Annotated in this window: 23 protein-coding genes; all 23 read left to right on the top strand. The window is 72.9% G+C overall.

The window, feature by feature from the left end; genetic code table 11:
• The first annotated feature begins 17 nt into the window (after positions 1 to 17).
• The 23 genes from ABZ721_RS37440 to ABZ721_RS37330 all read left to right on the top strand — a co-directional run bounded on the left by ABZ721_RS37440 (position 18) and on the right by ABZ721_RS37330 (position 19,508).
• Positions 18 to 350: a DsrE family protein gene (locus ABZ721_RS37440; protein ID WP_358793281.1), complete on the top strand. Its 333-nt coding sequence runs from the start codon at positions 18 to 20 to the stop codon at positions 348 to 350.
• Complete coding sequence (locus ABZ721_RS37435; protein WP_358793280.1) at positions 350 to 763, top strand: hypothetical protein; 414 nt, start codon at positions 350 to 352, stop codon at positions 761 to 763. The genes ABZ721_RS37440 and ABZ721_RS37435 overlap by 1 nt, the downstream gene beginning before the upstream one ends.
• Positions 763 to 1,155, top strand: coding sequence for a hypothetical protein (locus ABZ721_RS37430; RefSeq protein WP_358793279.1), 393 nt, complete (start codon positions 763 to 765; stop codon positions 1,153 to 1,155). The genes ABZ721_RS37435 and ABZ721_RS37430 overlap by 1 nt, the downstream gene beginning before the upstream one ends.
• Positions 1,152 to 1,640, top strand: coding sequence for a beta-hydroxyacyl-ACP dehydratase (locus ABZ721_RS37425; protein ID WP_358793278.1), 489 nt, complete (start codon positions 1,152 to 1,154; stop codon positions 1,638 to 1,640). The genes ABZ721_RS37430 and ABZ721_RS37425 overlap by 4 nt, the downstream gene beginning before the upstream one ends.
• Positions 1,637 to 2,575 (top strand): hypothetical protein, encoded by a 939-nt coding sequence (locus ABZ721_RS37420; protein ID WP_358793277.1) that lies wholly within the window; start codon positions 1,637 to 1,639, stop codon positions 2,573 to 2,575. The genes ABZ721_RS37425 and ABZ721_RS37420 overlap by 4 nt, the downstream gene beginning before the upstream one ends.
• Before the next feature lie 250 nt (positions 2,576 to 2,825).
• The gene (locus tag ABZ721_RS37415) at positions 2,826 to 3,089 is read left to right on the top strand and encodes an acyl carrier protein (protein ID WP_358793276.1); all 264 of its coding nucleotides are present in this window, start codon (positions 2,826 to 2,828) and stop codon (positions 3,087 to 3,089) included.
• Between the two features lie 4 nt (positions 3,090 to 3,093).
• Entirely contained in the window at positions 3,094 to 4,299 is a 1,206-nt protein-coding gene (locus tag ABZ721_RS37410) for a beta-ketoacyl-[acyl-carrier-protein] synthase family protein (RefSeq protein ID WP_358793275.1), read from the top strand.
• Positions 4,296 to 5,471 carry a beta-ketoacyl synthase N-terminal-like domain-containing protein gene (locus tag ABZ721_RS37405; RefSeq protein ID WP_358793274.1) on the top strand — a complete coding sequence of 392 codons (1,176 nt, stop codon included), beginning with the start codon at positions 4,296 to 4,298 and terminating at the stop codon, positions 5,469 to 5,471. Before ABZ721_RS37410 ends, ABZ721_RS37405 begins: the two co-directional genes overlap by 4 nt.
• Positions 5,455 to 6,579: a beta-ketoacyl synthase N-terminal-like domain-containing protein gene (locus ABZ721_RS37400; RefSeq protein ID WP_358793273.1), complete on the top strand. Its 1,125-nt coding sequence runs from the start codon at positions 5,455 to 5,457 to the stop codon at positions 6,577 to 6,579. Before ABZ721_RS37405 ends, ABZ721_RS37400 begins: the two co-directional genes overlap by 17 nt.
• Positions 6,572 to 7,450, top strand: a complete 879-nt coding sequence (locus tag ABZ721_RS37395) for a beta-ketoacyl synthase N-terminal-like domain-containing protein (protein ID WP_358793272.1) — start codon at positions 6,572 to 6,574, stop codon at positions 7,448 to 7,450. Before ABZ721_RS37400 ends, ABZ721_RS37395 begins: the two co-directional genes overlap by 8 nt.
• Positions 7,447 to 9,222, top strand: a complete 1,776-nt coding sequence (locus ABZ721_RS37390; RefSeq protein ID WP_358793271.1) for an alpha/beta fold hydrolase — start codon at positions 7,447 to 7,449, stop codon at positions 9,220 to 9,222. Before ABZ721_RS37395 ends, ABZ721_RS37390 begins: the two co-directional genes overlap by 4 nt.
• Positions 9,219 to 9,863 carry a DsbA family protein gene (locus ABZ721_RS37385; protein ID WP_358793270.1) on the top strand — a complete coding sequence of 215 codons (645 nt, stop codon included), beginning with the start codon at positions 9,219 to 9,221 and terminating at the stop codon, positions 9,861 to 9,863. Before ABZ721_RS37390 ends, ABZ721_RS37385 begins: the two co-directional genes overlap by 4 nt.
• 11 nt (positions 9,864 to 9,874) lie before the next feature.
• Entirely contained in the window at positions 9,875 to 10,024 is a 150-nt protein-coding gene (locus ABZ721_RS37380) for a hypothetical protein (RefSeq protein ID WP_358793269.1), read from the top strand.
• A gap of 112 nt (positions 10,025 to 10,136) precedes the next feature.
• On the top strand, positions 10,137 to 10,877 hold the full coding sequence (fabG, locus tag ABZ721_RS37375) for a 3-oxoacyl-[acyl-carrier-protein] reductase (protein WP_358793268.1): 741 nt from the start codon (positions 10,137 to 10,139) through the stop codon (positions 10,875 to 10,877).
• The gene (locus ABZ721_RS37370; protein ID WP_358793267.1) at positions 10,874 to 11,392 is read left to right on the top strand and encodes a hypothetical protein; all 519 of its coding nucleotides are present in this window, start codon (positions 10,874 to 10,876) and stop codon (positions 11,390 to 11,392) included. The genes fabG and ABZ721_RS37370 overlap by 4 nt, the downstream gene beginning before the upstream one ends.
• Positions 11,362 to 11,838, top strand: coding sequence for a beta-hydroxyacyl-ACP dehydratase (locus tag ABZ721_RS37365; protein WP_358793266.1), 477 nt, complete (start codon positions 11,362 to 11,364; stop codon positions 11,836 to 11,838). Before ABZ721_RS37370 ends, ABZ721_RS37365 begins: the two co-directional genes overlap by 31 nt.
• Positions 11,835 to 13,049, top strand: a complete 1,215-nt coding sequence (locus ABZ721_RS37360) for a beta-ketoacyl synthase N-terminal-like domain-containing protein (protein WP_358793265.1) — start codon at positions 11,835 to 11,837, stop codon at positions 13,047 to 13,049. The genes ABZ721_RS37365 and ABZ721_RS37360 overlap by 4 nt, the downstream gene beginning before the upstream one ends.
• Positions 13,046 to 14,137 (top strand): beta-ketoacyl synthase N-terminal-like domain-containing protein, encoded by a 1,092-nt coding sequence (locus ABZ721_RS37355; protein ID WP_358793264.1) that lies wholly within the window; start codon positions 13,046 to 13,048, stop codon positions 14,135 to 14,137. The genes ABZ721_RS37360 and ABZ721_RS37355 overlap by 4 nt, the downstream gene beginning before the upstream one ends.
• Complete coding sequence (locus ABZ721_RS37350; protein WP_358793263.1) at positions 14,134 to 14,955, top strand: alpha/beta hydrolase; 822 nt, start codon at positions 14,134 to 14,136, stop codon at positions 14,953 to 14,955. Before ABZ721_RS37355 ends, ABZ721_RS37350 begins: the two co-directional genes overlap by 4 nt.
• Positions 14,956 to 15,010: 55 nt before the next feature.
• The gene (locus ABZ721_RS37345; RefSeq protein ID WP_358793262.1) at positions 15,011 to 16,597 is read left to right on the top strand and encodes an MFS transporter; all 1,587 of its coding nucleotides are present in this window, start codon (positions 15,011 to 15,013) and stop codon (positions 16,595 to 16,597) included.
• A gap of 44 nt (positions 16,598 to 16,641) precedes the next feature.
• A complete protein-coding gene (fabD, locus tag ABZ721_RS37340) occupies positions 16,642 to 17,601 on the top strand; it encodes an ACP S-malonyltransferase (protein WP_358793261.1) in 960 nt (319 codons plus the stop codon).
• A gap of 150 nt (positions 17,602 to 17,751) precedes the next feature.
• Positions 17,752 to 19,296 carry an acyl-CoA carboxylase subunit beta gene (locus tag ABZ721_RS37335; RefSeq protein ID WP_358793260.1) on the top strand — a complete coding sequence of 515 codons (1,545 nt, stop codon included), beginning with the start codon at positions 17,752 to 17,754 and terminating at the stop codon, positions 19,294 to 19,296.
• Complete coding sequence (locus tag ABZ721_RS37330; RefSeq protein ID WP_358793259.1) at positions 19,293 to 19,508, top strand: acyl-CoA carboxylase epsilon subunit; 216 nt, start codon at positions 19,293 to 19,295, stop codon at positions 19,506 to 19,508. The genes ABZ721_RS37335 and ABZ721_RS37330 overlap by 4 nt, the downstream gene beginning before the upstream one ends.
• Positions 19,509 to 19,581 lie beyond the last annotated feature (73 nt).

Here is a 19,581-nt window from a genome sequence, read left to right as displayed (position 1 = left end):
AGGAGGAGATGCGGCCCATGAACGACCCTTCACGCTATCTGCTGATCGAAAGCCAGGGGCCCTGGGCCGGTCCGAACGCCGGCCGGTTCCTGGAGGACGCCCGCGTGCTCGCGGAGGCGGGCCACGAGGTCCGCGTGTTCCTGGTGCAGGACGGCGTCTTCGCCGCGGCGCCCGGAGTGCCGGAGCTGGAGCTGCTGGCCAAGGCCGGCGCGCAGGTGTGGGTGGACGACTTCTCCGCCGCCCAGCGCGCGCTGGGCGCCGGGCGGCTCTCCCCGCACGTGACCGTGGCGGGGATGGACTCGGCGGCGCGCATGCTGCTGTCCGAGGGCTGCCGGAACGTGTGGCACTGATGGCCGCCACGATCACCCAGCGCCGCTGGGACCTGCTGCTCGTCGTCACCGCCGCTCCGCACTCGAACGACGTGATCACCTCGGCGCTGCGCCTGGCGCAGGCCGTGCTGGACGAGGGCAGGAGCGTCCGGCTCTGGGCCTGCGGCTATGCCAACATGCTGACGCAGACCACGCACGGCGAGACCAAGCTCATCAACACCCGTGATCCGCAGGGCGTCTACCCCTCCAGCTCGCGCATCGTGCGGGACATGCTGGCGGCCAACCCCGGGCGGTTCGCCTGGATCGCCTGCACGGCGTGCAGCGCGGAGCGCGGCGCCACCCAGCACATCAGCGAGGTCCGGCTCCGTTCGCCCATGCGCTTCGTGTCGACCATCGAGGGCGCGGACAACACCGTCTTCATCGGAGGTGCCTGATGTCGGACTACCGCGTGCTCGGCGTGATCGACCGGGCCTACCGGGGCTCCGTCGAGGTGCAGTTCTTCGACGCCCTGTACGGCATCCTCGACTTCCGCGCCCAGCTGGGCGGGGTGGCGCTGGCCCTGCGGGGCGCGGCGGTCACCCTCGCGGTGGACGAGCTGTCGTACACGCCGACCGTCGACCTCGGACCGGTGAACGTGGGCACCCTGCCCGACTACCGGAACCAGGTCCGCCGGCTGATCGCCGAGGGCGTCCCCGTCATGGTCGACGAGCCCGACCTGCGCGCGCTGGGCTTCGAGCCGGGGGACGTCGTCCCCGGTGTGGAGGTCCTGAACACCAACGAACTGGCCGCCCGCTGGCCCGAGTACGACGGAGTGTGGTTCGTGTGATCGGCGTCGGAACGCTCAAGGCGCTCATCCCGCACCGCTTCCCCGTCCTCCTGGTGGACCGGGTGCTGGAGGTCGCCCCCGGCGACCGGATCGTCTCCCTCAAGGCGGTGACCTGCAACGAGCCCTGGTACCAGGAGCTGCCCGACGACACCGAGGACGCCGGGTACGCCTATCCGACGGCGCTGGTGATCGAGTCCTGGTGCCAGAGCGCCGCGCTGCTGGCGGCCTGGGACCAGCCGCGCGACGTCGCGGAGGCCCAGGTGGCGCTCTTCGGCGGCATTTCGGGGATCCAGGTGCACGGCGCGGTGCTGCCCGGCGAGGTGCTGCGGCACGAGGTGCGCATCACCCGCGCCCTGGAGGGGACGTGGTTCTTCGAGGGCACGTCCCGCACCGCGGACGGCCGCGGGATCATCACGGTGGAGAGCGTGATGACCGCGCTGCGCCCCAGCTCGGTGCTGGATCCGGCCGCGCAGGTGCCGGCGTGACGGCCGCCGTGCGGGAGCTGCCGTTCGCCGCGCCGCTGCGCGCGGTGGACCGGGTGGAGCTGCGCGAGGAGGCGGACGGCCCGCGGCTGCGGGCCTCCAAGCTCGTCACCGTCGATGACCCGTACATGGCGGGGCACTTCCCCGGGCTGACGATGCTGCCCGCGGTGTTCCTGCTGGAGGGGCTGCGGCAGGCGGTGGCGCAGGCCTTCGGCCTGGTGGAGCCGCCGGAGCTGCTGCAGGTGCGCTCGGCCAGGCTGCTCGCCCCGATGCTGGGCGGTGACGACATCACGTTCGACGTGAAGGTCGTCCCGCAGCCCGCGGGGGCGGCCTGGGCGCTCGACGCGCGGTGCGCGCGGGCGGACGGAACCCCGGTGGCGCGGCTGAAGGTGCTGGTGGGCGTGCCGGACGCGGCCGAGGCGATCAGCCCGCCCTCGAAGGCACCCGAGCCGGCGGACGGCGCACCGGAGATCGACCACGTCCGCATCCGCGAACTGCTGCCGGTGCGCCACCCGATGCTGCTGGTGGACCGGGTCGACGCGGTCGATCCCGGCCGGAGCATCACCACCGCGAAGGCGGTCACCGGCAGCGAGCCCTGCTACCAGGCGCTGCCCGAGGGGCTGTCGGCGGCGCAGTACGCCTACCCGCGCTCGCTCGCCTTCGAGTCGTTCGGGCAGAGCGCGGCGCTGCTGTGGCTGGCCAGCGCCGGCGCGGGGGTGCCGGACGGGGTGCTGATGCTCGCCGCGATCCGCGGCTGCCGCTTCGCCGGCGGCGTCCAGCCCGGCGACACGATGCGGCACGTCGTCCGGCTGGAGCAGCTCGCCTCCGGCACGGCCTTCCTGTCGGGCGAGATCTGGGCGGGGACGCGGTGTCTCGCCGTCGTGGACTCGCTCATCGCCGTGAACCGCCCCCAGTCGGCGGTGGGCACCGCCCGCTGAGGCGAATTCAGGGCGGAAGCCGACCGACGTTGCCCCGTTAATTCCGTGTAACGATTCCGATCCGGAAAAGTAGAAACGGAATGCGGGGCTCCGTCATGTTCAGTGGCGGTAAAAGGTATACCCGGGCAACCGTCCGCGTAATGGTGAACGCCCATGGCAGCTGGATCGGCAGACGGCCGTTGCCTAATATCAATTGCAGCGGGAATCGTTCCGTGAGCCCGCTGGGAACATTTATGAAAGGTCTGGGTAAATGACGACTGCCATCAACAAGCAGGAGCAGCTCGACGAGATCCGCGAGATTGTCGCGGAGGTGCTCGAACTGGAGCCCGAGGAAATCAGCGAGACCAGCCTCTTCGTCGAGGAGCACGAGGCCGATTCGCTGCGTGCGATCGAGATCCTGGCGCGCCTCGAGAAGAAGTACAAGGTCGAGATACCGCAGTCGGAGCTGCCCAAGATGGTCAACCTGACCGAGGTCTACAACATCCTGGCGCAGCACGCCGGCTGGCTGGGCTGAGTCCATGCGACGGGTAGTCATCACCGGCCTGGGGCCTGTGTCGAGTATCGGAATCGGGGCGGACGCCTACGGCACGGCGCTGCGCCAGGGCGTGAGTGGCGTCTCCCCGATCGCCTGCTTCGACTCGAGCGGCTTCCCCTACTACATGGCCGGCGAAGTGCATGATTTCCGGCCGGAGAACATGGTCCGGCGGCTGTCTGTCGACGAGTGGGGCCGTACCAGCCTCTTCGCGGCATCCGCGGCCCGCCTCGCGGTCGCGGATGCCGGGATGGACGAGGACGAGCTCGCCGCGTCCCGCGCCGGATCGAGCATGGGCACCACCGGCGGCGAGTCGCAGGTGCTCGAGCGGCTCACCGGCGACTCCCTGACCGCCGGCCTGGACGGGCTCGATGCGCGTCTGGTGCGCCAGGTGTCCAGTGCCCGGCTCTCCCAGGCGGTCAACCGCGAACTGCGCCTGACCGGCGACGCGGTGACGCTCTCCACCGCCTGTTCCGCCAGCAACTACGCCCTCGGCTACGCCTACGACCTGATCAGGACCGGCGAGGCCGACTACATGATCGCCGGTGGCGCCGACTCGGTCGGCCGCTGGTCGCACGCGGGCTTCTACCGGCTCGGTGCCCTCACCGAGAAGGCCTGCTCGCCCTTCGACAAGAACCGCTCGGGGATCATCACCGGCGAGGGCGGCGCGGCGATGTTCCTGGAGAGCCTGGAGTCCGCGCAGGCCCGCGGGGCGCACATCCACGCCGAGGTCCTCGGCTACGGACTGAACTGCGACGCCAAGCACATGGTCGCCCCGAACCGGGACAGCATCGCCGAGTGCATGCGCCTGGCCCACCGCAACGCGGGGGTCAAGGCCTCGGAGGTGGACTACATCTGCGCGCACGGCACCGGCACCCCGGCCAACGACTTCGTCGAGGCCAGTGCGGTGGTCGACGTCTTCGGCGACAACCCGCCGCCCATCAGCTCCACCAAGTCCATGCTCGGGCACACCATGGGCGCCGCCAGCGGCCTGGCGGCCATCGCCTCGGTCCTCGGCATCGCGGGATCGTTCCTGCCGCCCACCATCAACTTCAACACCCCGGACCCGGACATGCCCAAGATCGACCCCGTTCCCAACCAGGCCAGGACCGCCGACGTGCGGATCGCCCAGGTCAACGGATTCGCGTTCGGTGGCAACAACGCCATCGTCATGCTGGGGAGGCCCTCGTGACCACGGCTCCGGAACTCGACACCGAGACCGCCGCCCGCCCGGCCGGCCCGCTGGTCCTCGCCATCACCGGCTTCGGCGTCCTGTCGGGCGCCGGCATCGGGGCGCGGGCCCTGGCCGACGCGGTCGGGTCGGCGGACGCCGTGACGGCCGACGTCAGCGAGATGTTCGAGGAACCGCTGCCGCGCCCCGACGCCCACGCGCTGGTGGACTTCACGGTCCGCGACCACCTCGGCCGCAAGGGCACCTCGTTCTTCGACCGCAGCACCGCGCTCTCCATGGTGGCCTGCAAGGAGGCGCTGGAGGACACCGACCTCGAGATCAACGACGACAACCGCGCCCGCATCGGCATCACCCTCGGCACCACCGCGGGCAGCGCCAAGTCGACCAGCGACTACAGCAAGGACACCTTCGTCCAGGACCGCCCGTACCTGGTCAACCCCCTGCTGTTCCCCAACGCGGTGATGAACTGCGCCGCCGGGCAGGCCGGGATCTGGTACGGCCTGCAGGGCGCGAACGCCACGATCGCGGGCGGTCCGCTGGCGATGCTCAACGTGCTGCGCTACAGCCGCAACCTGATCGGGTGCGGTTACGCGGACGCCCTGCTGACGGGCTCCGTCGAGGAGTTCAGCCCGCAGTCCGCCTGGGCCGTGCACTACGCGCAGTCCATCGAGGGCGGGGACCTGCCGCCCGGGGAGGGCGCCGCGGTCTTCGTCGTCGAGAACGCCGTCGCGGTGCGCGCCGCCGGACGGCGCCCCGACGCCGAGGTGCTCGCCGTCGAGGTCGGGTTCTTCGACCGGCCGGGCCCCGACCGGGCCTTCACCGAGGGCCTGGCCACCTGCCTGGTCCGCGCGCTGGAGCGGGCCGGGGTCACCGCCGACCAGGTGACCACCGTGGCCACCGCGGCCAACGGGATGACCCGGCTCGACGAGGCCGAGGAAGCGGCGGTCACCGCCGTGCTCGGCTCCGAGGTGCCCCGGCTGCGCGTCAAGGAGAGCACCGGCGAGGCGTTCAGCGCCTCCGGCGCCTTCCAACTGGCCGCGCTGCTGGCCCGGCACCGTGCCGAGCCGGCCCGCGACGGCGAGATCTCGGTGATCACCACGCGGTCCGCCGAGGGCGCGGCGGGCGCGGCGGTCATCAGGGGGTGGAGCCGTGACGGTGGCGATAACGGGTAGCTCCATGCTCAGCTGCCTGGGCGACCTGGACGACACCTTCGCAGCGCTGCTGGCCGGGCGCAGCGGGGTCTCCCCGCTGCGCGCGGGCGACCCCGTCAAGCTCAACGTCCGCAACGCGTACAGCATCGACGACGCGGACACGGCGCCCGAAGGCGGCCTGCGGCTGGCCGGCCGCTGGCTCGCCCACTGCGTGCGCGAGGCGCTGGCCGACGCGGGCGTGGACCCGGCGGAACGCCGGGTCGCCGTGATCGTGGGCACCGGTATGCGGGAGCACCGCGCGGTGGAGCAGTGGCACGCGGACGGCGCGGAACTGCGCCTGGCGCAGACGCACTTCACCGAGGCGGTCCGCTCGGTGGCGCCCGCCGTCACGGAGGTGCACACCCTCGCCAACGCCTGCGCCGCCTCCGGCTACGCGCTCGCCCTGGCCGCCGACCTCCTCGCCCTGGACGAGGCGGACGCGGTGGTGGTCGCGGGCTGCGACACGATGACCGAGTCGATGCTCACCATGATCGGCCGGGTGGGCAGCACGGTGACCGACACCGTACGGCCCTTCGACGCGGACCGCGGCGGGGTGCTCCTCGGCGAGGGCGCGGCCGCGGTCGTGGTGGAACCGGTCGCCGACGGGCAGTCGCCGATCGGGCTGCTGCGCGGGGTGGGTGTCGCCTGCGACGCGCACCACGAGACCGCACCCGACCGCGCCGGCATCGTCGCGACGATGCACGACGCGCACCGCCGGGCCGGCGTCGTCCCGGACGAGATCGGCCTGGTCCTCGCGCACGGCACCGCCACGGCGCTGAACGACCCGACCGAGGCGGCCGCCCTGCTGGAGACGTTCGGCCCCGACGGGCCGCCCGTCACCGGGATCAAGGGCGCCATCGGCCACACCTCCGGCGGCGCCGCGCTGATGAGCGTCCTGGTGGCGCTCCGGGCGATGCGCGACGGCGTGGTCCCGCCGGTCACCGGTCTGCGCACCCCGATCGCGGAGGCCGAGAAGCTCAACCTCGTGCACGGGCGCCCGCTGCCGGCGCGCCCGCGGCTGGCCCAGGTGAACGCCTTCGGGTTCGGCGGAGTCAACGCAGTGATGATCGTGGAGGCCTGTCATGCCTGAGCACGCCGAGCCGCTCGCCGTGGACGGCTGGGCGGTGCACGTCCCGGGCCGGTCCGCGGCCGAGCTGCCGGGCTCGCCCGCCGAGCCGGCCTGCCCGCCCGACCGTGCCAAGGAAGTGCTGGGCCGCAAGGGGCTGCTGGGCAAGGAGCCCTCGACCCGGCTGGCGCTGTGCGCGGTCCACCGCGCCCTGGGCCTGCCGCCGGGGCGCCCCGCGGAACCGCTGCCCGGCGCCGCCGGCACGGCCGTCGTCGTCGCCTCCAACTTCGGCAACGTCGAGACGGTGTGCACCGTGCTGACCGACATGCGCGAGCGCTCCGGCAACGCGGTCAGCCCCATGGACGCCCCGAACGCCTCCAGCAACGTCATCGCCAGCACGATCGCCATCTGGTACGGCTTCACCGGCCCCAACCTGACGGTGTGCAGCGGCGCGACGGCCGGACTCGACGCCCTGCGGCTGGCGCGGCTCCTGCTGCTGTCCGGCCGGGCGGAGCGCGCCGTCGTGGTCGGGGTCGAACCTGCGGACCCGGTCGCGACCCGGCTGGCCGCGCTGCGTCCCGAACCGGGCGCGGAGCTGGTCGCCGCGGCCGGCGTCGTCCTGCTCGGTCGTCCAGGCGCCTGGCCCGAGCCGAGCGGACTGGTGTGCGGACCGGTCCTGCGGCACCGGGATCCGGTCCCCGTGGTGGGACCGGATCCCGGTGAGACCTACGGCGCCGCCGGGATCGTCCGGCTCGCCGTGGCGGCCTCCCGGATGGCCGGGGCGGCGCCCGGCGCCCTGCCGGTCACCGTCGGCTGCGGCGACGTCGAGGACGGCTGGGCGAGCGTGGAGCTCTCCCGCGCCGCCCACCTGCTCCGGGCAGGGGCGGCGGCGTGAAGGGCTGGACGCAGGTGTCCGCCGACGCCGGGCTGGAGGTCTGGCGCGGCCCCGGCGACGGGCCCGCGGTGGTCGCCGTGCACGGCATCGAGGACTCCTGGCGCAACTGGCAGCACCTCGCCGGGCAGTTGACGGACCACACCGTCTACGCGCTCCAGATGCCCTGGCACGGCGGCAACAGCTACGCCTGGCGGGCCGACGGCAGCCCGGCGCAGTGGCTGCGCCGCGCCCTGGACCTGGTGCCCGAGCGGCCGCACGCGCTGCTGGGGCACTCCTTCGGCGCCAACGCCATCCTGGAGCACCTGTCCACCCTGGAGGACGGCGCCGGCCAGGAGCTCGCGGCCGTCGTGCTGGCCGCGCCCTTCTACCGGCCGGCGGGCTTCGCCCTGTCGGAGCCGCTGCGGCTGCGGTCGCAGGCGGCCTTCCGCCGGGTGCTGGTCGACGGACTGCACCTGTCGCTGGGCGCGAAGACCTCCCGGATGGATCCGGAGATCCTCGCGCTGATGGAGCAGAAGCTCCTGGAGCGCGCGGTCCCCGCCGGATTCCCCGTCTTCTACAAGGAGTTCGCCGCCTCCGGGCAGCTGGACCTGACCCGGATCACGGTGCCCACGCTGGTGCTGGCCGGAACGCGGGACGAGGGACTGACCCCGATGCGCGCGGCCGCCCTGGACGAGGCGATGCCCGCCGCCACCGTGCGGCTGACGCCGGGATACGGGCACTTCTGCCACGTGGCGCAGGCGCCTGAGATGGGCCGGGAGGCAGCCGCGTTCCTGCGGGACGGCACGGCCCGGCCCACCGACCACTCACAAGGAGAACCGACCATGACCGAACTACTCGACGGCGAGCCGACGAGCTATGTGGGCATGCCGCGCTACGAAGGCGCGAACATCCGTACCTGGATCGGGTTCAAGCACTTCATGTACCTGGTCGAGGAGGGGATCCTGCAGTACTTCCGCGACCGCGGCGTCGGGGCCCGCTCGCTCTACCACACCTACGGACTCGGCCTGGAGATCGTCGACTCGTCGGTCCAGCTGCCGGTGGCCCTCGAGTCCGACGAGCAGGTGTACGCCACGGTCGTGTCCGGCAAGCCCAAGCCGGGCCAGGGCGCGCCGTTCAACGTCACGCTCTCGGTGGAGCGCGACGGGCAGACGGTGACCGCCCTCAAGGGCAAGGTCCGCGTCGCGCTCGTCACCGTCAAGGACGGGTCGGGCACCGAACCGGTGCCGCCGTTCCTGGAGCCCTACGTCGTCTCCGACGTCGGCGCCCTGGAGAACAGCCAGAACGCCTCGCTGGCGATCGGGGACGGCCAGGAGGTCGCCGACGTCCTGGCGCCCGCGGGCTCCGGCTCGATGCTGTGGTCCTGGCGGGCCCCGTACTACTACTGCCACTTCTCCGACCGGCTGCAGCACTCCGCGTACGTGCGCACCCTCGAAGAGGTCGTGGACCGCTACCTGCACCAGCAGGGGCTGTCCGTCGGCAGCCTGCTGGAGGAGCGCGGCTGGATCCCCGTGGTCTCCCGGGCCCGGGTGCAGATGCTCTCCGACATCTGGATGGAGGAGACCGTGCACACGGTCTTCACCGTGGACGAGATCCTGCGCGACACGATGTACACCGCCCGGATGGACTGCTACGTCCGCCGCGGCGACCGCCTGGAGCGGGCCGCGACCGGCACCATCATGCACGGCTACGCGATCAGCCGCGGCGAGCAGGCCGGCACCGTCGCCGTCCTCGACGAGGCCGTGCAGACCGCGCTGCGGGGCGGTGCGAAGTGAGAGCGAAGAAGCCCCCGCGGCTGTACTTCTCGCTGCGCAGCCCGTTCAGCTGGATGGCGGTGCGGCAGCTGGAGGAGCGCCTGCCCAACGCCCAGGAGCTCATCGAGTACGTGCCGTTCTCCGAACCGGACGAGCACAGCGCCAAGGCGCTGGCGGCGCAGGGCGGCGAGTTCCACTACGTGGCCATGAGCAAGGCCAAGCACCTGTACATCCTCAACGACACCAAGCGGCTGGCCGCGAAGTTCGGCTACGACATGAAGTGGCCGATCGACAAGGGCGACGAGTGGTGGGACCTGCCCCACCTGGCCTGGTTCAAGGCCCGGGAGCTCGGCGTCCACAAGGAGTACTACGAGGCCGTCATGGCGGCCCGCTGGGAGCGCGGCGAGAACATCTGCGACCCCGGACTGCTGCGCCGGATCTGCGACGAGGCGGGACTGCCGGGCGACACCCTGGTCGGCGCGCCCGAGGAGGCGCACATCCGCGAGCTGGGCACGCAGGCGCTCATGCAGATCTACGAGGACGACATCTTCGGCGTCCCGTACTTCAAGGTCGGCCGGCACCGCTTCTGGGGCCGGGACCGCCTGGAGGACTTCCTGGTGGCGCTCGAACAGGCGCTGCGCCCGACGACGACCAAGGTTTGAGGAGCACCGTCATGACCACGACCCAGAGCGAACTGACCCGGCCGACGCGGTACCCGCTGATCGACGCCGAGTGGGGCGAGGACCCGCTGGAGGGGATCCCGCAGGAGCTGACGGAGCGGATCGGCGCCATGGACGTCGACACCGCGGGCGGCTGCGGCTGACCGGTCGCGCCCGCGGCACGGTCACCACCCCCGCCGCCGTAGCGGCCGGGGGCGTTCCACCCCCATCGACACCCCCGCCGTCCCCGGCGGCACCCAAGGAAGGGCAATCACAGTGACCGAACGCCGTTTGGCCATCGTCACCGGTGGATCTCGTGGCATCGGAAGGGCCGTCGCGGTGCAGCTCGCCGCCGACGGCTACGACATCGCCTTCTGCTACCGCAGCGGCGCCGACGCGGCCGCCGAGACCGAGAAGCTGGTGCGCGAGCACGGTGCGCAGGTCTACCACGCCCCGTGCGACGTCGCGGACTACGACGCCGTGCAGGAGTTCCTCGCGCAGGCCTCCAAGGAGCTCGGGCCGGTCCACGTGCTGGTCAACTCGGCGGGCATCGTGCGCGACAACCCCATGGTCCTGATGCCGGTCGAGGACTGGCGCGCCGTGATCGACACCAACCTCAGCGGCACGTTCAACTTCTGCCGCTCCGTGGCCTTCAGCTTCATGAAGCGCAAGGAGGGGGTCATCGTGAACATGTCCTCCATCGCGGGCGTGTACGGCAACCCCACCCAGACCAACTACTCCGCCTCCAAGGCCGGCATCCAGGGCATGAGCGCCGCCCTGGCCAAGGAGGTCGCGCCCTACGGCATCCGCGTCAACGTGGTCGCGCCGGGCTTCATCGAGACCGACATGACCGACGCGCTGCCGGAGAAGGCGCGCGCCGCCGCGCTCAAGGCGATCCCGCTCAAGCGGTACGGCGGCGCGGCGGAGGTCGCCGACCTCGTCTCGTTCCTGGTCTCCGACAAGGCCGCCTACATCACCGGCGAGGTCATCCAGATAGACGGCGGGGTCGCGCTGTGACCAGCGCCCCCGTCACCTCCGTGGCCGGCCCCGGGGCGCCGGCCGCGGACGGGGCACCCCAGCGGGGGCTCCCGCGGCGGGCGGTGCCCCACGCCCCCCTCGACTCGGCCGACGTGCTGTCGCCGACCGAGGTCGTCGGGCGCAAGATCATCCGGGCCGACGACGCGTACCTGGAGGGCCACTACCCGGAGATGACCGTCTACCCGGGCGTCTTCCTGGTCGAGTCGGTCTGCCAGGCGGTGATCCACCTGGTCCGCGAGACGCACGGCGAGGGCGTCACGCCCGAGCCCGCGGTGCTCGAGTCGGTCCGCTTCACCACCGCGCTGCGCCCGGGCGACGTGCTCGACGTGCACTGCGCCTGCCGCCCGGGGGCGGCGGAGGACACCTTGGCGGTCACCGCGCGATGCACCTCCGGTGCGTCGAAGGTGGCCACGATGAAGATCACCTTCCGGCTGGTGAAGGACACCGCGGAAACGGGGGACCCATGCACGACTATGCGGCCATCCGCCGTCTGATCCCGCACGCCCATCCCATCCTGCTCGTGGACCGGGTCCTGGAGATCCAGCCCTACGAGCAGATCGTCACCAGCAAGAACGTCACCGGCAGCGAACCCTGCTACGCCGGGCTCGCCGACGACCTCGGCAGCCGCGCGTTCTCCTACCCGCCCTCGCTGCTGATGGAGTCCTGGGGGCAGGGCGGCGCGATCCTGTGGATGGAGCGGATCAAGGCGCAGGGCCAGGAGCGCAGCGGCTCGCTGTTCCTGGCCGCGACCCGCGACGTCCGCCTGCACCGGGCGGTGCTGCCGGGCGACACGCTGCGGCACGTCGTGCGGATCGACCAGTACGTGGCGGACTGCGTGCTCCTCAGCGGGGAGTCCTGGGTCGGCGACGAGTTGGTCGCCGAGGTCGGCTCCGCCATCGCCGTCATGAGGCCCGCCGAGAGCATCGCGTGGGAGGCATGACCACGATGCCGGAGATCGTGATCACCGGACTGGGTGTCGTCTCCCCGGTCGGCAACGACATCGAGAGCTTCTGGGCCGGGCTGCTGGACGGCGCGGTGCCGGTACGGCCGCTGGAGTACCCGGGCACCGCCGTGCACCACGCCCTCACCTACGTGGTGGACGGCGCCCCCGGCGCCACGCCCGACGGGCAGACGGGCCGGGCCAGCGGATTCGCGCTGCAGGCGGCCCGCGCCGCCCTCGCGGACGCCGGACTCGCCGCGGCCGACGCCGCCCTGCTGGACACCGTCGGGGTGTGCGTCGGCACCGGCAACGGCGACAGCGACCTGCAGGAGTCGGAGCGGGACGGGCGGCGCGAGCTCAGCGGGCTGCAGTGGTTCCCGTACGGCACCGGCGGGGTGCTTGCCCGCGAACTGGGGCTGCACGGACCGGGCCTGACCGTCTCCACCGCCTGCGCGGCCGGCGCCTACGCCGTCGCCCTGGGCGCCGAGATGATCGCCGACGGCGAGGCCGACGTGGTGCTGGTGGGCGGCACCGAAGCCGTCTCCCGCCCCGCCATGGGCGCGTTCCTGCGGCTCGGGGCGGCCGACCCCGAGCACTGCCGCCCCTTCGACGCCGACCGTGCGGGCACGGTGTACGGCGAGGGCGCCGCCTTCCTGGTCCTGGAGTCCGCGGAACACGCGGCGGGCCGCGGCCGGATCCCCTACGCCGCCGTGCTCGGCGCGGGGTGGAGCTGCGACGCGTTCCACGTGACGGCGCCGGACCCCGCGGGGGTCCAGGCCGTCCGCGCGGCGCACGAGGCGCTGGAGCGCGGCGGGGTCGCCGGGCACGGCGTCGGCGCGGTGATCAGCCACGGCACCGGAACGCCCGCCAACGACAGCGCGGAGAGCCGTACCGCGGCCACGATCCTGGGCGAACGGGTCGCCGAGGTCCCGGTGGCGGCCGTGAAGTCCGCACTGGGCCACAGCGGCGGCGCGGCCGGGGCGTTCTCCTGCCTCACCGCGGCGCTGGTCGTCCGGCACGGCGTCGTCCCGCCCATCGGCACGCTGAAGAACGTCGACCCCGAGTGCTCGCTGCGACTGGTGCGCGACGCTCCCGAGGACGTGAGCGGCAGGCATGTCCTCGTCAACGCCTACGCGTTCGGCGGCAACAACATCACCGTCGTGATCGGCGGGAACCCCCGTCCGGGAACCGGTGCGGAGGAGTCGGCATGAGCACGAACGGCGCGGCGCTCGCCGCGATCACCGGTATCGGACCGGTCAGCCGGCTGGGCATCGGCGCGGCGCAGCTGGCCGCGTCCGCACCCTCCGGGACGTTGGCGGCGGACGCGGACGCGGACGCGGGCGCGGCGGACGCCGGCGCCGGGATCCTGGAGCTGGAGACGTTCGACCCGGCTGAGCACCTGGGCAAGCGCGGCTGGAAGTTCCTGCCGCCGGTCACCCGGGCGGCCCTGGTGGCGGTCCGCCTCGCGCTGGCCGACGCGGGGGAGCTCCCGCCGCGCGAGGCCGAGCGCCTCGGCGTGGTGGTCGGCACCAACTTCGCGGTGAGCGAGATCGTCGAGCGCATCGACCGGGCGCTGCTGACGAACGGGATCAGCGGGATCAGCGCGGTCGAGTGCCCCAACTTCTCGCTCAACGTGCCCGCGAGCCAGATCTCGGTCGCGCACGGCATGAAGGCCTTCAACGTCACCCTCTCCAACCTGTTCTCCGCCGGCTACGAGGCGGTACTGCTCGGCGGCCGGGCGCTGCGCTCGGGGCGCGCCGACGCCGTGCTCGCGGGCGCCATCGAGGGCCGTCCCCCCGCGGCCCTGCACACGGTGGCGGGCCCGGCCGTCGACGCGCTCGGCGCCTGCCTGCTGCACCTGGAGACCCCGCGCGCGGCCGAGGAGCGCGGCGCCCGGGTCTACGGCTGGCTCTCCGGCGGGGTGCGCCGGGTGCTGCCGGACGAGCCGGGACACGGCCGCCGGACGGTGTTCGCGGCGCTGGACGCGCTCGGCGCCGTACCGCCCGCGACGGTCCACCTGTGCCTGCCCGTCGGGACGGCGCAGCCCGCCGCGCGGCGCGTCGAGGAGGACTGCCGGCAGTGGGCGGAGCGCGCCGGCGCCGAGGTCACCACGACCTGGGGATCCCCGCAGGCCACCGTGACCAGCGTGCTCGCCATGGCCCGGCACCTGCTCCGCGCGCCCGTCGCCGCGGGCGGCGCCGCCCCGCGCACGGCCGGAGGCGACGCGGCCTTCGGCGTGCTGGGACCGCAGGGCCACCTGGTGCTGCTGCGGGTGGCCGCGCCCGGGGACCCGGCATGAGCGCGGGGACGGCCGAGGACCCGCGCACCCGGGTCAGCGCGTACACGCTGTTCGGCGAGGAACTCGCCGTGCACCGCTTCGCGGACCCGCCCGCCATGGTCTTCGTCCACGGCCTGGAGGACGTCTGGTCGAGCTGGGAGCCGCTCAACGAGTCCCTGGGCGGCCGGTTCCGCGGCTATCCGCTGGACCTGCCGTGGCGCACCGGCGGCACGTACCGCTGGCGCAGCCGCAGTACGGCGGCGCAGTGGATCGAGGCGGGGCTGAACCTGGTGCCCGAGCCGGTCTCCGTGCTCGTCGCCCACTCGCTGGGCGCCAACTCCGTGCTGCAGTGGCTGGCCGCCGGCGCGATCCCCAAGTTCGACGCGCTGGTGCTGATCTCACCGTTCTACTGGCCGCCGTCGCGGCCGGTGGACTGGAAGGCGTTCGACGCCTTCCGGGAGGACTTCTCGGCGGTGATGGCGGCCGGCCTGCGGACCCGGCTGGGGCCGCGCGCCCAGACGATGGAGCCCGACGTCTTCGACGGCATGCTGCGCAAGATGCTCGACGGCATGGGCCCGCAGGCCTTCCTGGCGCTCTTCGAGCAGTACAGCGCGGCGGCCGACCTCCCGCTGGCCCACCTGGACATCCCGACGCTGGTCATCAGCAGCCCGCAGGACGCCGGGCTCGCCGGTGAGCGCGCGGAGGCGCTGAAGGCGGACATGCCGTGCGCCGAGCTGTACCTGGACCCCCGGCTGACCCACTTCTGCCACCTGGAGCAGCCCCGTGAAGTAGCCGACCTCATCACGCAGTTCGTGAACGGCCACCGGACGGCGGCCTGACACGGGGACGCACGCCCACCGGACCCCCCACCTGATAACGGGAGAGAAGCCCACCATGTCAACGACCACCGCACCCGGCACCACGGGACGCACGGGGAAGCCGGGCCTGACCCTGCTGGCCGCCCTGCTGGGGCTGTTCATCGCCCTGCTCGACGTCACCGTCGTCACCGTCGCCCTTCCGACGATCAGCACCGACCTGGACGCCTCGTTCAGCGACCTCGAATGGGTGGCCAACGCCTACATGCTGGCGCTGGCGGTGTTCATCGTCACGGCCGGACGGCTCGGGGACATCTTCGGGCACCGCAAGATCTACACCATCGGCGTGGTGGTCTTCCTGGCCGGTTCGCTGGCCTGCGGCGCCGCCGGGGAGTTCTCGCTCTTCGGCTGGTCGCACATCGCGATGCTGCACGCGGGCCGGGTGGTCCAGGGCGTCGGCGGCGCGGTGATCCTGCCGCTGACCCTCGCCATCGTCTACTCGGCGTTCGAGGGCAGGACGCGCACCCTGGCCATCATGCTGTGGGGCGCGGTCGGCGGCCTCGCCACCGCGCTCGGCCCGCTCGTCGGCGGCCTGCTCGTCGAGCACGCCGGCTGGGAGTGGATCTTCTACGTCAACCTCCCGATCGGCGTGATCGCCGTCATCGCGGCGCTGTCCGGCATGGGCGACACCCGCCGGCCGCGCACCACCACCGGCCGCCAGCCGCTCGACGTGCCGGGCCTGGTCACCGTCAGCGCCGCGCTGCTCTGCCTCAACCTCGCCCTGATCAACGGCAGCGACTGGGGCTGGACCTCCGGCCGGGAGATCGGGCTGTTCGGCGGGGCCGTCGCCCTGCTCGCCCTCTTCCTCGCCCTGGAGTCGCGCTCCGCCGCACCGATCATGGACCTGCACTGGTTCCGGCTGCCCTCCTTCGGCGGCAGCGTCGTCGCCGGGTTCCTGCTGGGCGCCGGCATGTTCTCCGTGCTGTTCTACCTCTCGATCTACCTGCAGAACGGCCTGGGCTTCACCGCCCTGCAGACCGGTGTGCGGCTGCTGCCGATGACGCTGATGCTCATCCTGGGCGCCCCGATGGGCGGCCGGCTCGCCGCGAAGGTCGGCGCGCGCAAGGCGCTGGCCTTCGCGTTCGTCCTGATGGCGATCGGCATCGCGCTCTTCACCCTCATCGACCCCGACGGCGGCCGCGGCTCCTGGACGCTGCTCCTGCCGGGCATGCTCATCACCGGCCTGACGATGGGCATCATCATGCCGATCTCCTCCGAGCTGACCGTCGCCGCCGCCCCGCAGGACCAGGTCGGCGTCGCGGCGAGCGCCGGCACGATGTTCCGCCAGGTCGGCAACGCCGTCGGCATCGCGATCATCGGCGCCGTGATGAGCTCGCAGACCGACTCCGCCAAGGACGCCGCGAAGGACCTGGCGAGGAGCGGCGCCCTGACCCCCGAGAAGGCGGTCGCGCTGCAGCGGACCGCCGTCACGCACGGCATGCAGAACGGTGCCTGGTACGCCGTCGCCCTGACGCTGGCCGCCGCCGTCCTCGTCCTGCTCTTCGTGCACGACATCGAGCCCGCGAAGGGCCGGGCCGACGAGCCGATCCCCGCGCCGCCGACCCCCCTGGTCCCGGCGTCCGAACTGAACCGACCGACCGTCTGACGCCGCACCGCGGCGGCACCACACCACGAGGGGCTGATTCCACAGTGGACAAGACCGTGTTCCTCTTCCCCGGCCAGGGCTCGCAGCGCGTGGGCATGGGCCTGCACCTCCTCCAGGAGCGGCCCGACCTGCACGAGCTCTACTACCACCCGGCCGACGAGATCCTCGGCATCCCGCTGTCCCGGATGTGCTGGGAGGGCCCGGAGGAGGCGCTGCGCGACACCGCGGTCACCCAGCCCGCGGTCTTCCTCACCAGCCTGGCGACGCTGGAGGTGCTGCGCGGCCACGGCATCCGGCCCGACACCGTCGCGGGCCACAGCCTGGGCGAGTACACGGCCATGGTGGCGGCGGGCGTCCTGGAGTGGGAGGACGCGCTGTGCCTGGTGCGCCGCCGCGGGGAGCTGATGGCGGGCGTCAACCGGGAGGTGCCCGGCAGCATGGCCGCGGTGCTCGGCCTCGACCTGCCGACGGTGGAGGAGATCTGCGCCGAGGTGGCGGCGGCGACCGGGCAGGTCGTCGAGGTCGCCAACGACAACGAGCCCGGCCAGGCCGTCGTCTCGGGGCAGGTGGACGCGGTGGCGCTGGTCCGCAAGGAGGCCGAGCGGCGCGGGGCGACGAAAGCCCTGGAGCTCGCGGTGGGCGCCCCGTTCCACTGCAGCCTGATGGCCGGGATCGAGGAGGAGTTCGCCGCGGACCTCGCCCGCGTCTCCTTCCACGACCCGCGGGTCCCCTTCGTCTCCGGCGTCACGGCGCAGTACGTCACCAGCGCGCGGGAGGCCGTGGAGTGCCTGCGCCGCCAACTGGCCGGCCGGGTGCGGTGGACCGGCACCGTGCGGCGGCTGGCCGCCGACGGCGGCGCCCGGTTCGTGGAGGTGGGGCCGGGCAAGGCGCTCGGCGGCCTGTCCCGCCGCATCGTCCCCGAGGTCCCGGTGCACGCGACGAACGACGAACGCCGGCTGGCCAGGACCCTCGCCGAGTGTGCCCCGGTCGAGACCGCCGTCTGACATACGTGTTGCCGACGAGGAGAGTGGATCATGCGAACAGCCGGCCGACCGGAAGCCGAAACGCCGGAGCGGGGCGCTCCCGAGCGCCCGAAGCTCCTCATCCCTGAACAGCGCTCCTCGTCGGCCCCCCGCCGGACGATGGAAGGGCCCATGCCCGACCGGCTGGACGAACTCGCCGAGCTGAAGGAGACGGTGCGGCGGGGGCCCGACCCCGCCGCCACCGAGCGGCAGCACGCGAAGGGCAAGCTGACCGCCCACGAGCGCATCGAACTGCTGCTGGACGAGGGCTCGTTCACCGAGGTCGAGGCGCTGCGCCGGCACCGGGCGACCGGGTTCGGCCTGGAGGACCGCCGCCCGTACTCGGACGGTGTCATCACCGGCTGGGGGACGGTCCACGGGCGGACGGTCTTCGTCTACGCGCACGACTTCCGGATCTTCGGGGGCGCGCTGGGCGAGGCGCACGCCGAGAAGATCCACAAGGTGATGGACCTGGCGATGGCCGCGGGCGTCCCGCTGGTCAGCCTCAACGACGGGGCGGGCGCGCGCATCCAGGAGGGCGTCAGCGCGCTCGCCGGCTACGGCGGGATCTTCCAGCGCAACACCGCCGCCTCCGGGGTGATCCCGCAGATCAGCGTGATGCTCGGGCCGTGCGCGGGCGGCGCGGCCTACTCGCCGGCGCTGACGGACTTCGTCTTCATGGTCCGCGAGACCTCGCAGATGTTCATCACCGGCCCGGACGTGGTGCAGGCGGTGACCGGCGAGCAGGTCTCGCAGAACGGGCTGGGCGGCGCCGACGTCCACGCGGAGGTCTCGGGCGTGGCGGCGTTCGCCTACGACGACGAGGCCGAGTGCCTGGAGGACGTGCGCTACCTGCTCTCGATGCTCCCGGCGAACAACCGCGAGCAGCCGCCGGCCGTGCCGTCGCTGGACTCCGCCGAGCGCTCCACCGCGGCCCTGCTGGACATCGTCCCCGCCGACGCCAACCGCGCCTACGACGTGCGGGCGGTGATCGAGGAGATCGTCGACGACGGGGAGTACCTGGAGGTCCAGGAGCGCTGGGCGCCCAACATCGTGTGCGCGCTGGCCCGGCTGGGCGGCGACGTGGTGGGCATCGTGGCCAACAACCCGGGCGCGCTGGCGGGCGTGCTGGACATCCATGCCTCGGAGAAGGCCGCGCGGTTCGTGCAGTTCTGCGACGCGTTCAACATCCCGCTGGTGACGCTGGTCGACGTGCCGGGGTTCCTGCCCGGCGTCGACCAGGAGCACGGCGGCATCATCCGGCACGGCGCGAAGCTGCTGTACGCCTACTGCAACGCCACCGTGCCGCGGATCCAGGTGATCATGCGCAAGGCGTACGGCGGCGCGTACATCGTCATGGACTCGCGCTCCATCGGCGCCGACCTCTCGCTGGCCTGGCCGGGCAACGAGATCGCCGTCATGGGCGCCGAGGGCGCGGCCAACGTCATCTTCCGGCGGGAGATCGCGGCGGCGGACGAGCCGGACGCGGTGCGCGAGCAGAAGATCAAGGAGTACCGCGCCGAGCTGATGCATCCGCTGTACGCGGCCGAGCGGGGACTCGTCGACGACGTCATCGACCCGGCGCGGACCCGCGCGGTGCTGATCCGCTCCCTGGTCATGCTGCGGCACAAGTACGCGGCCCTGCCGTCCCGCAAGCACGGGAACCCCCCGGCATGACGGCGCCCCGACCCGACACCGAAGCGGTGGTCCTGGTCCGCGGCCGCGCGGACGCGGTCGACCTGGCGGCCCTCACGGCGGTCCTGCACGCCCTGGCACGGCGCCGCGGGGCCGCCGGGGCGTCCGGCGGAGCCCCGGCCGGCCCCCCGAGGGCCACCTGGGACCGTCCGTCGCGGGCCTCCCGCCACCGGTCCGCCTCCTGGCGCCCCTGACCGTCCCGGGGCGCCACCCTCGCCACGTACGGCCAGGACCGCGACGGCGGACAGCCGCTCTGGCTCGGCTCGT

Origin of the sequence: Streptomyces sp. NPDC006733 (assembly GCF_040636125.1) — a bacterium.
In the GTDB taxonomy this organism is placed as follows: domain Bacteria; phylum Actinomycetota; class Actinomycetes; order Streptomycetales; family Streptomycetaceae; genus Actinacidiphila.
This window is presented reverse-complemented; position numbering and strand designations above follow the sequence as displayed.

Coding starts and splice junctions, on each gene's coding strand:
- ABZ721_RS37440 (WP_358793281.1), top strand. CDS start 18: ATGAACGACCCTTCACGCTATCTGCTGATCGAAAGCCAGGGGCCCTGG.
- ABZ721_RS37435 (WP_358793280.1), top strand. CDS start 350: ATGGCCGCCACGATCACCCAGCGCCGCTGGGACCTGCTGCTCGTCGTC.
- ABZ721_RS37430 (WP_358793279.1), top strand. CDS start 763: ATGTCGGACTACCGCGTGCTCGGCGTGATCGACCGGGCCTACCGGGGC.
- ABZ721_RS37415 (WP_358793276.1), top strand. CDS start 2,826: ATGACGACTGCCATCAACAAGCAGGAGCAGCTCGACGAGATCCGCGAG.
- ABZ721_RS37410 (WP_358793275.1), top strand. CDS start 3,094: ATGCGACGGGTAGTCATCACCGGCCTGGGGCCTGTGTCGAGTATCGGA.
- ABZ721_RS37395 (WP_358793272.1), top strand. CDS start 6,572: ATGCCTGAGCACGCCGAGCCGCTCGCCGTGGACGGCTGGGCGGTGCAC.
- ABZ721_RS37380 (WP_358793269.1), top strand. CDS start 9,875: ATGACCACGACCCAGAGCGAACTGACCCGGCCGACGCGGTACCCGCTG.
- ABZ721_RS37365 (WP_358793266.1), top strand. CDS start 11,362: ATGCACGACTATGCGGCCATCCGCCGTCTGATCCCGCACGCCCATCCC.
- ABZ721_RS37360 (WP_358793265.1), top strand. CDS start 11,835: ATGACCACGATGCCGGAGATCGTGATCACCGGACTGGGTGTCGTCTCC.
- ABZ721_RS37355 (WP_358793264.1), top strand. CDS start 13,046: ATGAGCACGAACGGCGCGGCGCTCGCCGCGATCACCGGTATCGGACCG.
- ABZ721_RS37350 (WP_358793263.1), top strand. CDS start 14,134: ATGAGCGCGGGGACGGCCGAGGACCCGCGCACCCGGGTCAGCGCGTAC.
- ABZ721_RS37345 (WP_358793262.1), top strand. CDS start 15,011: ATGTCAACGACCACCGCACCCGGCACCACGGGACGCACGGGGAAGCCG.
- ABZ721_RS37335 (WP_358793260.1), top strand. CDS start 17,752: ATGCCCGACCGGCTGGACGAACTCGCCGAGCTGAAGGAGACGGTGCGG.
- ABZ721_RS37330 (WP_358793259.1), top strand. CDS start 19,293: ATGACGGCGCCCCGACCCGACACCGAAGCGGTGGTCCTGGTCCGCGGC.